We start from the raw sequence: 13,558 nt of genomic DNA on the forward strand, positions 1-13,558 counted from the left end.
ATAATATAGCGTACTTAGTGAGGTTAATATCGTGAGATATTAATAAATTGAGGTGGAACCACGGGGTTATTATACTCTCGTCCTCAAAATGGCAATGTCATTTTGAGTGCGAGAGTTTTTTTATAAGTATTTAACAAAATTAATAGGAGGAAAACGGAAATGATGAATTATCAAAAGTATAAGAGATTTGAACCAATCAACTTTAAAGAACGTACTTGGCCTGATAAAGTTATTGAAAAAGCGCCAACATGGGTTTCTGTCGATTTACGTGATGGTAATCAAGCATTGATTACACCAATGAAAATCGAAGAAAAAGTGGAAATGTTTCAACTCTTAGTTGATATGGGATTTAAAGAAATTGAAGTTGGTTTTCCATCTTCAAGTCAAATAGAATACGATTTTTTAAGAATTTTAATTGAAGAAAATTTAATCCCTGATGATGTAACTGTTCAAGTGTTAACACAAGCCCGTGAACATTTGATTAGAAAAACATTTGAATCATTAAAAGGGTTAAAAAGAGCAATTGTTCATGTTTATAATTCAACATCAGTATTACAAAGAGATGTCGTCTTCAATAAAGATAAAGAAGAAATCAAAAAAATTGCTGTTGATGGGGTTAAATTAGTTAAAGAATTAAGTAAAGAATTCGATGGGGAAGTAATTCTTGAATATTCACCTGAAAGTTTTACTGGAACTGAATTAGAATATGCTATGGAAGTTTGTGAAGCAGTTATGGATGAATGGGGAGCAAGTAAAGATAAAAAAGTAATCATTAATTTACCATCAACTGTTGAAATGACAACACCTAATGTTTATGCCGATCAAATTGAATGGATGTCAACACATTTTAAAGATCGTGAACGTGTAATTTTATCATTGCATACTCATAACGATCGTGGAGAAGGAGTAGCTGCTACTGAACTTGGTATTATGGCTGGTGCTGACCGTGTTGAAGGAACATTATTTGGAAATGGTGAAAGAACTGGAAACTTAGATATCGTAGTTGTAGCATTAAATATGTTTACTCAAGGTATTGATCCTAAACTTGATTTAAGTAATATTAATAATATTAAACATGTTTATGAAAAAGTTACTAAAATGCAAATTCCACCACGTCAGCCATATGCTGGTCAATTAGTATTCACTGCTTTTTCTGGAAGTCATCAAGATGCTATTAATAAAGGAATGCATGCGATGCAAGAAAGAAATAATCCAATTTGGGAAGTACCATATTTACCAATTGATCCAAGTGATATTGGTAGACAATATGAACCGATTGTTCGAATTAATTCACAATCAGGTAAAGGTGGCGTAGCTTATGTAATGGAAAGTATGTATGGATTCCATTTACCAAAAGGATTACAAGTTGATTTTTCTAAGATTATTCAAGATATTAGTGAAGAAGAAGGGGAAGTATCACCAGAAAGAGTCTATGATACATTTATTGAACAATATGTTGATATAGAAGAACCTTATCGCTTTGTTAAACAAAGATTGATTGATATAAGTGACGAAGACAGTGTTTATGAACGTCGTGCAGAAATTACAATTGAAGTTAATGGTGAAATTAAAGAATTGACGGGACTTGGAAATGGGCCAATTGATGCTGTTAAAAATGCCTTGAATTCATTACCTGGACAATATTCACATCTATTAGATTATAGCGAACACGCTTTAACTTCAGGTTCTAGCTCAAAAGCAGCAGCTTATGTATACTTAAGAGCTAAGGGAAGCGCTAAGCAAGAATATGGGGTAGGTATTCATCCAAATATTACAACAGCAACAATTAAAGCAATCATTTCTGCAATGAATCGTTTACACCGAGCGCTAAAGTAAATGAAAGGAGCGGAATATGAATCGTTTAGTATTATCGTTATTAGTAGAAAATAATCCAGGAGTTTTAAGTCGTGTTGCTGGATTATTCAGTCGCCGTGGTTATAGTATTCAAAGTTTAAGTGTTGGTGAAACTAATCAGCCGAATATTTCTCGAATGACGATTGTTGCCTGCGGTGATGATTTGATTTTAAATCAAATTGAAAAGCAGCTTAGTAAATTAGTAGAAGTAATTGATATCTTCCCGCTTAAACCAGAAGAATCAGTTTATCGGGAATTAGTTTTAATTAAAGTAGAGGCAAATGAACAACAGCGTTCTTCGCTAGTTTCAATTGCTGATATCTTTAGAGCACGGATTATTGATGTGGCACCGACTTCATTAGTAATCGAGGCAACAGGAAATCAATCAAAAATTGATGGCTTGCTTGCCATGTTAGAAGGGTTCAATGTCGTTGAGATCGTAAGAACTGGATTATCAGGAATCAAACGTGGTCTTGGCGAAATTGATATAAAAAGTCATAAAAATTAGAATAGGGGGATAAGAAAGATGACTAAAATTTTTTATGAATCTGATTGTGATTTATCTTTATTAGATGGTAAAACTGTCGCAATTATTGGGTATGGTTCTCAGGGACATGCTCATGCATTAAACTTAAAAGAATCTGGTGTTAATGTAATCATTGGATTATATGAAGGTTCTAAATCTTGGAAAAGAGCAGAAGAACAAGGATTTGAAGTATATACTTCAGCTGAAGCTGCTAAAAAAGCAGACATCATCATGATTTTAATTAATGATGAATTACAAGCTAAATTATACAAAGAATCAATTGAACCTAATCTAGAAGAAGGTAACATGTTAATGTTTGCTCATGGTTTCAATATTCATTTTGGACAAATTGTTCCACCTAAAAATGTTGACGTAACTATGATTGCTCCAAAAGCACCTGGGCATACAGTACGTAGTGAATACCAAGCAGGTAAAGGGACACCTTGTTTAGTTGCTGTTGAACAGGATGCAACTGGAAGAGCTCAAGATATCGCTTTAGCTTATGGTCTTGCAATTGGTGGTGCTCGTGCAGGTATTTTGGAAACAACATTTAGAACAGAAACTGAAACAGATTTATTTGGTGAACAAGCTGTATTATGTGGTGGGGTTTGTGCATTAATGCAAGCTGGTTTTGAAACATTAGTAGAAGCTGGATATGATCCTAGAAATGCTTATTTTGAATGTATCCATGAAATGAAATTAATCGTTGATTTAATCTATCAATCAGGATTCTCTGGTATGAGATATTCAATTTCAAATACAGCTGAATATGGTGATTATATTACTGGACCAAAAATTATCACAGAAGATACTAAAAAAGCTATGAAACAAATTTTAAAAGATATTCAAGATGGAACATTTGCTAAAGATTTCTTATTAGATATGTCTGAAGCTGGTGGACAAGCTCACTTTAAAGCAATGAGAAAATTAGCTAAAGAACATCAATCTGAAAAAGTTGGGGAAGAAATTAGAAAATTATATTCTTGGTCAGATGAAGATAAATTAATCAATAACTAAGATTAAATAAACAACACACTTTTGTGTGTTGTAATTAGGGAGTTATTAAACTCCTTAATTACAACCTACAAAGGTAATAAATAAGGGGGATATAAATAATGGCAATGACAATGACGCAAAAAATATTGGCTGATCATGCTGGTATGGATTCAGTTGTGGCCGGTCAATTGATAGAAGCAAAATTGGATGTGGTTATGGCTAATGATATTACTGGGCCGATGGCATTACCAATTTTTAGACAAATGGCTGATAAAGTATTTGATAAAGATAAGGTTGTATTAGTGCCAGATCACTTTACACCTAATAAAGATATTAAATCAGCTGAAAACTCTAAAGCTATTTTAGATTTTTCTAATGAACAAGAATTAACATACCATATGGAACAAGGAAAATGTGGGGTAGAACATGCTATTTTACCAGAAATGGGAATTGTTGTCGCTGGTGAGTGTATTATTGGAGCTGATTCTCATACTTGTTCATATGGGGCTTTAGGTGCTTTTTCAACTGGAGTTGGAACTACTGATATTGCTACTGGAATGGCAACTGGTGAGTTATGGTTTAAAGTACCAGAAGCAATTAAATTTGTTTTAACTGGTAAACCAACTAAATACGTCAGTGGTAAAGATATTATTTTGCATATAATTAATGAAATTGGTGTTGATGGGGCTTTATATAAATCAATGGAATTTGTTGGTGACGGTATTCAATATTTAACAATGGATGATCGTTTTACAATTTGTAATATGGCTATTGAAGCTGGGGCTAAAAATGGTATTTTCCCAGTTGATGATCAAACAATTGCTTATATGAAAGAACATTCAAAAAAAGAATATAAAATTTATGAAGCTGATCCAGATGCGCCTTATGAAAAGGTCATTGAAATAGATTTAAGTAAAGTTCGTCCAACAGTCGCATTTCCACATTTACCTGGAAATGGGCATACAATTGATGAAATCGAAACTATGGAACCAATTTATATTGATCAAGTAGTAATTGGTTCATGTACTAATGGACGAATTAGTGATTTAAGAAAAGCAGCAGCGATATTAAAAGGTAAAAAGGTTGCTAAAAACGTTCGAGTTATGGTTGTTCCAGCTACACAAAAAATCTTTTTACAATGTATTGTTGAAGGTTTAGCAGAAATTTTTGTAGAAGCTGGATGTGCTTTTAATACTCCTAGCTGTGGGCCATGTATGGGTGGTCATATGGGAGTTATGGCTAAAGGTGAAAAGTGTGTCTCTACAACAAATCGTAACTTCGTAGGAAGAATGGGTGATACAGAAGCTTTAATTTATTTGGCTTCACCAGAAGTAGCAGCAGCAAGTGCGATTGCTGGATATATCGCAAATCCAGAAAAGGTGGGTGAGTAATAATGAAAATATATAAATATGGTGATAACGTTGATACTGATGTAATTATTCCAGCGCGATATCTAAATTCATTTGATGCTAAAGAATTAGCAACTCACGCAATGGTTGATATTGATCCTGATTTTGCAAACACAGTTGAACAAGGTGATATTATTGTTGCTGGACAAAATTTTGGTTGCGGTTCATCAAGAGAACATGCTCCACTTTGTTTAAAAACAGCTGGTGTAAAATGTATTATTGCTAAAAGTTTTGCTCGAATCTTTTATCGTAATTCAATTAATATTGGTTTTCCAATTATGGAATGTCCCGAGGCTGTAGATGGTATTGAACAAGGGGATGAAGTAACTGTAGATTTTGGTAGCGGAGTTATAACAAATGTTACTAAAGGAAAGTCTTATCAAAGTCAGCCATTCCCTGAATTTTTACAAAAAATGATTGCAGCTGATGGTTTGGTTAATTACGTTAATGCAAAAAGAGGTAAATAAATGGAAAAGAATATTGCGGTAATCAAAGGTGATGGGATTGGACCAGAAATTGTAAATGAAGCAATTAAAGTTTTAGATGCCATTGCTAATAAATATAATCATAAATTTAATTACACTAATATTTTAATGGGTGGTGCTTCAATTGATGAATATGGGGTTCCTTTAACTGATGAAGCATTACAAATTGCTAAAGATAGCGATAGCGTATTATTAGGATCAATCGGTGGTGATACTAATACATCACCATGGTATAAATTAGAACCTAATCTACGTCCTGAAGCAGGATTATTAAAAATTCGTAAAGAATTAGGATTATTTGCTAATTTAAGACCAGCTATTTTATATGATGAGCTAAAAGGAGCTTGTCCATTAAAAGAAGAATTAACTGCTGGTGGTTTTGATATGATGATCATGCGTGAACTAACAGGTGGTTTATATTTTGGTAAACGTTCGACTGAAGATGAAAATGGAGAACTAGTAGCGCGTGATTCAATGAGTTATAGCGAAACTGAAATTAGAAGAATTGCTAAAAGAGCATTCGATATTGCAATGAAAAGAAATAAAAAAGTTACTAGTGTTGATAAAGCTAATGTTTTAGATACTTCAAGATTATGGCGTAAGGTAGTTGGAGAAGTAGCTAAAGATTATCCAGAAGTAACTTTAGAAAATATGTTAGTTGATAACTGCGCAATGCAGTTGGTCAAAGATCCTAAACAATTTGATGTTATCTTAACTGAAAATATGTTTGGTGATATTTTAAGTGATGAAGCAAGTATGGTAACTGGATCAATTGGTATGTTATCAAGTGCTTCACTTAGAGAAGATAAATTTGGAATGTACGAACCTAGTCATGGCAGTGCCCCAGATATTGCTGGTAAAGATTTAGCTAATCCGATTGCTACTATTTTATCAGCAGCGATGATGCTTCGTTATTCTTTTGATTTAGACAAGGAAGCTGATGCAATAGAAATGGCGATTGAAAAAGTCTTAAAACAAGGATATCGTACTAGTGATATTATGTCTGAAGGAAAGACATTAGTTGGAACAGAAGAAATGGGTAACTTAATCGTTGCCAATATTTAAAGGGGGAATTTAAATGCGTAGTGATAATGTAAAAAGTGGAAGTGAAAGAGCACCACATCGTTCATTATTCAATGCTTTAGGATATACTGATGAAGAATTACAACGTCCATTAATTGGGGTAGTAAATTCATATAATGAAATTGTACCTGGGCATATGAATCTTGATAAAATTGCTGAAGCAGTTAAAAAAGGAGTGTATTTAGCTGGTGGGGTACCAGTTGAGATTCCAGCTATTGCTGTTTGTGATGGAATCGCAATGAATCATACGGGGATGAAATATTCATTAGTGACTCGTGAATTAATCGCAGATAGTACTGAAGCTTTAGCAATGGCTCATCAATTTGATGGTTTAGTTATGATACCAAACTGTGATAAAAACGTGCCTGGGTTATTAATGGCTGCGGCTCGTTTAAATATTCCTACTGTCTTTGTATCAGGAGGTCCAATGCTTGCTGGACGAAGAGTTGATGGTAAACAAACTTGCTTATCTTCATTGTTTGAAGCAGTAGGACAGTTTAATGCTGGTACAATTAGTGAAGAAAAATTACATGAAATTGAACAAAAAGCTTGTCCAACATGTGGATCATGTTCAGGAATGTATACGGCTAATTCAATGAACTGTTTAACAGAAGTTTTAGGAATGGGCTTAAAAGGGAATGGAACAATTCCTGCTGTTTTCTCTGAAAGAATTCGTTTAGCTAAACACGCTGGAATGCAGGTAATGGAATGTATTAAAAAGAATATTAGACCACGTGATATCATGACTAAAGAAGCTTTTTATAATGCTTTAACAATTGATATGGCACTTGGATGTTCAACAAACTCAATGCTTCACTTACCAGCAATCGCTCATGAAGCAGGAGTAGAATTGAATTTAGAAATTGCTAATGAAATTAGTAAGAAAACACCTAATTTATGCCATTTAGCACCTGCTGGTGATACATTTATGGAAGATTTAAATGATGCTGGTGGTGTTTATGCGGTAATGAATGAAATCAACAAATTAGGTTTATTGCATACTGATATTATGACTGTTACTGGAAAAACTGTTGGTGAAAATATTGAAGGATGTGTTAATTTAAATCCAGAAATAATTCGTCCAGTGGAAAATCCATATTCACCTTATGGTGGAATTGCAGTTTTAAAAGGAAATATTGCACCAAATGGTGCTGTTGTAAAACAATCAGCAGTAGCTAAAGAAATGATGGTTCATAGTGGACCAGCACGTGTTTTTGATAGTGAAGATGATGCTATTGCAGCAATTAGAGCTGGAAAAATTGTAAAAGGTGATGTTGTTGTAATTCGTTATGAAGGGCCAAAAGGTGGACCGGGAATGCGAGAAATGCTTTCACCAACAAGTGAAATTGCGGGAATGGGCTTAGATAAAGATGTTGCTTTAATTACTGATGGTCGTTTCTCTGGAGCTACTCGTGGTGCTTCAATTGGTCATGTTTCACCAGAAGCTGCATCAGGTGGTCCAATTGCCTTAGTAGAAGAAGGAGATATCATTGATATAGATATTTTAGAACATTCTATCAATGTTCGTTTAAGTGATGAAGAATTAGCTAAACGTAAAGCTAAATGGCAACCTAGAGAACCAAAAATTACTAAAGGATATTTAGTAAGATATGCTTCAATGGTTACTTCAGCTGATCGTGGTGCTGTTCTAGAAGTAAAACCAACTAAGTAGAGATAAGGAGGATAGGATAATGTTATTGACAGGTTCGCAAATTGTTGCTGAATGTTTAATCGAACAAGGTGTAGATACAGTTTTCGGTTATCCAGGGGGAACAATTTTAAATGTATATGATGCGTTATATGAATATAAAGATAGAATTAATCATATTCTAACTTCCCATGAACAAGGGGCGGCCCATGCTGCTGATGGTTATGCCCGTGCAACTGGTAAAGTTGGAGTGTGTTTAGCAACTTCAGGACCTGGAGCTACAAATTTAGTTACTGGAATTGCTACGGCATATATGGATTCTTCACCAGTAGTAGCAATTACAGCTAACGTTGCCGTATCTCTACTAGGTCGTGATAGTTTTCAGGAAATTGATATTACTGGTGTGACAATACCGATAACTAAACATAATTTTATTGTTAAAAATATTAAAGATTTAGCACCAACAATTAGAAAAGCATTTCAAATTGCTAAAGAAGGTCGACCTGGGCCAGTATTAGTAGATATTACTAAAGATGTTACAGCGGCTACAATTGATTTTGAACCACAAGTACCAGAAAAAATTGAGCCACGTAAATATACTTATGGTAATCAAGAATTAGATCAAGCAATCAAAATGATTGAAGAAAGTGAAAAACCATACATTTTTGTTGGTGGTGGTGTAATTACTAGCGGTGCTGCTGCACAAGTCAAAGAATTTGCCGAAAAAATCGATGCTCCAGTTACTGATTCATTAATGGGTAAAGGTGCATTTGATACTACTAGACCTCGTTATACTGGTATGTTAGGAATGCATGGAACTAAAACATCAAACTTTGGTGTCAGCAAATGTGATTTACTAATTGTAGTAGGAGCTCGTTTCTCTGATCGAGTTACTGGTGATACAGCGTCTTTTGCTAAAAATGCTAAAATTATTCACATTGATGTTGATGCTGCTGAAATCAATAAAAATGTAGTTGTTGATTTAGGAATTGTTGGGGATGCTAAAAGCGTATTAACTGAATTAAATGCTAAATTGACAAGACAAAGTCATCCACAATGGTTAAAAGAAATCAGAGATCTAAAAGAACAGTATCCATTAAGCTATGATGATAATGGGTTGACAGGTCCTTATGTAATTGAACAAATTGATTACTTAACTAATAGCGAAGCTATCATTTGTACAGATGTTGGTCAACATCAAATGTGGGCTGCTCAATATTATCGTTTTAGAAGACCACGTCAATTTATTTCTTCAGGTGGTGCTGGAACTATGGGATTTGGATTAGGTGCCGCTATGGGAGCTAAGTTAGGAAATCCTGATAAAACAGTATTCAACATCGCAGGTGATGGCTGCTTTAGAATGAATATGAACGAATTAGCAACTTTAAGTCGTTATAATATCCCAGTTATTCAAGTAGTTATGAATAATCATGTATTAGGAATGGTTCGTCAATGGCAAACTTTATTCTATGGAAAACGTTATTCAAATACTATCCTTACTGATAAAGTTGATTTTTGCAAAGTTGCTGAAGGATTGGGATGCAAAGCTATTAAAGTTACTACTAAAGAAGAAGTTGCTCCAGCTATTAAAGAAGCAATGGAATATAATGGACCAGTAGTAATTGAATGTATTATAGATCAAGATGATAAAGTATTCCCAATGGTTGCTCCAGGAGCACCAATTGCTAAAGCATTCGATGCATCTGATTTGAAAAATAAATAATTATTAAGTGCTTCAGATAAATATTCTGAAGTACTTTTTTTCTTAAATACATTCTTAGTTAGTTTAGTACGTTTTCGACAAATCATATTTAACTTTTAAATAAATTGAGCTATTATAAAAGCAATTGTCAGTTAATTTTATAAATGTCTTTTTTACAGTACAATTATTGTTTATTAATAATCATTATAATTTATAAAATGATGAGGAGACATGAAATGAAAATAGCAATTTTAGATGATGAAATTTATTATTGCAATAAAATAGAAAAATTAATTCACGAAAACAAATTATTAGAAACATGTACAATAGACAAATATACCAAACCCATTGATTTTATTAACCGTACTAAACATTACGATATATTATTCTTGGATATTGATATGCCACAAATAGATGGTATTGCTCTATCGAAACAGTTACGCTTTGATAATATAATAATAATCTTTATAACTAGTATTAAAGATCGTATGGCTGAAGCTTTTGGAATTAATGTTGCTGGATATATCTTTAAAAATCAACTAGAGGAAGAAATAAATCGTGTTTTAAAAGAAACATTCAAGTTAGTACGTCAAAATCAAAAGATAAAAATTATTACTAAAAAAGAAATGTATTACTTTAATCCTATGAATGTTTTATATATTGAGTATCTTCAAAAACATGTTATAGTTCATTTAATAGATGGAAAAGAAGATATTGGATATGTCCCTTTAAAAGAAATATTCCCCCTTTTACCAATTCAATTTATCCAAGTAAATAAAAATCAAATCATTAATATCGATAATGTCTGTAAAATGAAAGGCAACATCATAACATTAAATCATACTGGCGAAGAAATAGAAGTAAGTCGTAGGAAGAAAGAATATGTTTTTGAATTAATAATGAAAGTGATGGAAAGAATATGATTAATTTTTTAATTGAGTATATTTATTCTTTAATGTATGTTATTGGCTTAACGTTTATAATTTCTTTAGTGATTCCTAATGTTAGAAAACAAAATACAGTCAAATTAATGATTTCAGCAATAATTTATGCCATTGTTGTAAATATTGTTACATATTCTACCGCTGATTTTGCAAGCTGGTTTATCATTGGTAATCTTATTTGTATGGCAACAGACTTCATCTATTGCGGTCTTATCACTAATCAGTATAAGTTAAGTAATTTGTTAATAACAGTTCTTTATTATAATGTTTTTTCGATAAGTTGTAGTATTTTAGTTTCGATTGGTATGATTTATCATTTTTCAGATTACTTAAGTGTGATTAAAGGAAATGGCAGATGTATAGTTGCTGTATGTGTAAATTTATATTCGATTTTTGTTAGTTTTTCTATCTTAAAAAATAAAGAATATATATTTGAAACATTACCTACTATAAATATTTTATTATACACTTTAATTAATATTATAGAATTAATTATTATTTTATTGCTAAATGGGATTTTATCAAAAGTAATAGATATATATATAACTGCTATAATTATTTTAATGGCAATATTATTGATTTTGGTAAATTATTTTATAATTTCTTCATCAGAAAATTTTATTGAAAAAGGGAAATTAGAATTATTGGAGAATTCTTATAGTATAACTAAACGGTATCTAGAGGATTTAAGTCATGAACAATTGGAATTAAATAAATTTAAACATGATTTTAGTAATCATTTAAATGTATTAAATGGGCTAGTAAATAATGATTCGCTAGAGGCTAAAAAATATTTAACTAAATTAAATGAAAATTTAAAAGAGATTAAACAGGTAGTTTTTAGTGGTAATAGTGTGATTGATTCAATTATTAATTTTAAGATTAATTTGAATCCTGATATAAATTTTGAAACAAATTTAATGGTAAAAAAGGTGATTAATATTCCTGAAAATAAATTAAGTAGTTTATTGTTTAATTTGATTGATAATGCTGTTGCGGCAGCTAGAGATACTAATGATAAAACGGTAACGATTAAAATAATAAGTAAAAATGACATGTTATTAATTGAAATTAGTAATTCGACTAATAAAGAACCAAATTTTATAACTACTAAAGGTAAAGGTCATGGTAATGGTATGATGATTATTAAAGAAATTGTTTCTTCACTAGGTGGAATGATTAATTATAAATATAATCAAAATTTAGTATCGTTTAGAATTATAATTAGTGAATAAAAATAACCATAAAATAACCGTTGAATCCTAAAAACCTACCGTTCAATCTCTTATTATTAAATAATGTCGAAAATTGTAATATAATTTAAGCAGGTGAAATCATGGAAAATATAAGTAGTAAAATAACAAGCTATCTGTTAGAGGGTAAGCTAGTAACTGATGATGAATTTGATGAAATACGTTTTGGGATAGAGTTGGTTATTACACAAAGTATATTATTAATTATTATATTCACTATCGGTTTACTGTTGGGGAAATTATTAGAAACTATTGTTTTTCTAGTTATAATGGTTTCTTTAAGAACATTGGTGGATGGATACCATGCAGATAGTTTTATTAAATGTATGATAATTACCACAAGTGCTTATATATTATGCATGTTAGTTTATGAACATTTAAATATTTATATTTTGATTATTTTGATGTTATATGCCGCTAAAGCATTTTTCTTTCAGAAATCTAGTTTACTAAAGAAAAATATTTTTAGAAGCCAATTATTGTTTATTGTATATTTACTATTAATAGTTATTAGCTATCCAAAATCCATGATTTCATACTTAATAGGTTTTACTATTTTTATGACTGGGGTAAGTATGGAGGTGAAAAAATACAATGACAAAAGAAAAGGTTTGCAACATGGTGAAAAAAATCGCTAAAAAATACGAAAATAATTATTCACCATGTGGTATTTATAAACCAAAAAGAAGAACTAAATAAAAATTAAATAACAATTGAATAAAGATTATAAAAATGGGTAATTATAATAGAGTTAAATTATATGGGTTATAAAAAATGGTAAATGAGTGTACATCATTTATCATTTTTATTTTATTTAAAATATAATAAATGATATACTTATTAAAGAAGTATATTAACAAAAGGGGTGTAGGTATTTATGTCAAGAACGGTTAAAATTGTTGAATGTAGTCGTGATCCAGCTATTATCGATGAACAGATAAGAAACATTCTAGCAAACGATGGCTATAAATTAATCAATTATAATGATGAAATGGTCTGGAAGATGGGAACTGGTCTTATGACAGCTATGCATTATATTAAATTTGAGTTTAGTGATAATGTATTATGTATTTCTGGCTGGGTTCAGGGTGGAACTGGTAGTGTAGTAGGTGGTAAGGAACATGATTTAACTGGTTTTACGGCTGCCATTCCAAAAAAATCAGTAGCTAAAACAATGGCTAAAATTGAAGCAGTAGCCACACAATAATTAATGTTTTTAAAGGAGATATCTGGAGTGATTAAAGAAATTGTAAAAGACCAGTTTCAGTTAAGTCAAAAATCAGCCATTGCTACTAACGAAGATTTAGATGTAATTACAGATCTCTTAGATACAATTAAAGCTAACCACGATCATTGTGTGGGAATGGCTGCTAATATGATCGGAGCAAATAAAAGAATAATCGTTGTTAATGATAATAATAAATATATAATAATGATTAATCCTGAAGTTCTTAAATTTTCTGGTAAATTATATGAAACTGAAGAAGGCTGTTTATCACATATAGGGGTTAAAAAAACAAAGCGTTATGAAAAAATTAAGGTAAGTTATTTTGACGAGGATTTCAAAAAGAAAATTAAAACCTATCAAGGATTTACAGCTCAGATTATTCAACATGAAATTGATCATTGTAATGGTATACTAATTTAATAATGGCATG

General features: G+C 31.5%; 13 protein-coding genes and 1 other annotated feature (1 of these 14 only partly in view). All 13 genes read left to right on the forward strand.

Features of this window, described 5'->3' with window-relative positions; all coding sequences use genetic code 11:
• Positions 1 to 88 (forward strand) — a binding site (T-box leader); it begins 164 nt to the left of the window's first position.
• A 71-nt stretch (positions 89 to 159) separates the two neighbouring features.
• Positions 160 to 1,836, forward strand: coding sequence for a 2-isopropylmalate synthase (leuA, locus tag ABGT36_RS00520; protein WP_087302522.1), 1,677 nt, complete (start codon positions 160 to 162; stop codon positions 1,834 to 1,836).
• 16 nt (positions 1,837 to 1,852) lie between these two features.
• The gene (gene ilvN, locus ABGT36_RS00525) at positions 1,853 to 2,362 is read left to right on the forward strand and encodes an acetolactate synthase small subunit (protein WP_087302524.1); all 510 of its coding nucleotides are present in this window, start codon (positions 1,853 to 1,855) and stop codon (positions 2,360 to 2,362) included.
• An 18-nt stretch (positions 2,363 to 2,380) separates the two neighbouring features.
• The gene (gene ilvC, locus ABGT36_RS00530) at positions 2,381 to 3,397 is read left to right on the forward strand and encodes a ketol-acid reductoisomerase (RefSeq protein WP_087374296.1); all 1,017 of its coding nucleotides are present in this window, start codon (positions 2,381 to 2,383) and stop codon (positions 3,395 to 3,397) included.
• Between the two features lie 98 nt (positions 3,398 to 3,495).
• Entirely contained in the window at positions 3,496 to 4,767 is a 1,272-nt protein-coding gene (leuC, locus tag ABGT36_RS00535; protein ID WP_087374293.1) for a 3-isopropylmalate dehydratase large subunit, read from the forward strand.
• A 2-nt stretch (positions 4,768 to 4,769) separates the two neighbouring features.
• Positions 4,770 to 5,252: a 3-isopropylmalate dehydratase small subunit gene (gene leuD, locus ABGT36_RS00540; protein WP_087302531.1), complete on the forward strand. Its 483-nt coding sequence runs from the start codon at positions 4,770 to 4,772 to the stop codon at positions 5,250 to 5,252.
• Positions 5,253 to 6,335, forward strand: a complete 1,083-nt coding sequence (gene leuB / locus ABGT36_RS00545) for a 3-isopropylmalate dehydrogenase (RefSeq protein WP_087374291.1) — start codon at positions 5,253 to 5,255, stop codon at positions 6,333 to 6,335.
• Positions 6,336 to 6,348: 13 nt separating this feature from the next.
• A complete protein-coding gene (ilvD, locus tag ABGT36_RS00550) occupies positions 6,349 to 8,025 on the forward strand; it encodes a dihydroxy-acid dehydratase (protein WP_087374290.1) in 1,677 nt (558 codons plus the stop codon).
• Positions 8,026 to 8,044: 19 nt separating this feature from the next.
• A complete protein-coding gene (ilvB, locus tag ABGT36_RS00555) occupies positions 8,045 to 9,724 on the forward strand; it encodes a biosynthetic-type acetolactate synthase large subunit (RefSeq protein ID WP_087302537.1) in 1,680 nt (559 codons plus the stop codon).
• A gap of 215 nt (positions 9,725 to 9,939) precedes the next feature.
• Complete coding sequence (locus tag ABGT36_RS00560; RefSeq protein ID WP_346676396.1) at positions 9,940 to 10,626, forward strand: LytTR family DNA-binding domain-containing protein; 687 nt, start codon at positions 9,940 to 9,942, stop codon at positions 10,624 to 10,626.
• Positions 10,623 to 11,882: a GHKL domain-containing protein gene (locus ABGT36_RS00565; RefSeq protein WP_346676397.1), complete on the forward strand. Its 1,260-nt coding sequence runs from the start codon at positions 10,623 to 10,625 to the stop codon at positions 11,880 to 11,882. The genes ABGT36_RS00560 and ABGT36_RS00565 overlap by 4 nt, the downstream gene beginning before the upstream one ends.
• A 101-nt stretch (positions 11,883 to 11,983) precedes the next feature.
• Positions 11,984 to 12,538, forward strand: coding sequence for an accessory gene regulator B family protein (locus ABGT36_RS00570; RefSeq protein ID WP_346676398.1), 555 nt, complete (start codon positions 11,984 to 11,986; stop codon positions 12,536 to 12,538).
• A 239-nt stretch (positions 12,539 to 12,777) separates the two neighbouring features.
• On the forward strand, positions 12,778 to 13,107 hold the full coding sequence (locus tag ABGT36_RS00575) for a hypothetical protein (protein ID WP_087302545.1): 330 nt from the start codon (positions 12,778 to 12,780) through the stop codon (positions 13,105 to 13,107).
• A gap of 27 nt (positions 13,108 to 13,134) precedes the next feature.
• Positions 13,135 to 13,548 carry a peptide deformylase gene (locus ABGT36_RS00580; RefSeq protein WP_346676399.1) on the forward strand — a complete coding sequence of 138 codons (414 nt, stop codon included), beginning with the start codon at positions 13,135 to 13,137 and terminating at the stop codon, positions 13,546 to 13,548.
• Positions 13,549 to 13,558 lie beyond the last annotated feature (10 nt).

The organism is Erysipelatoclostridium sp. An173, assembly GCF_963931465.1.
GTDB lineage: Bacteria > Bacillota_I > Bacilli_A > Erysipelotrichales > Coprobacillaceae > Thomasclavelia > Thomasclavelia merdavium.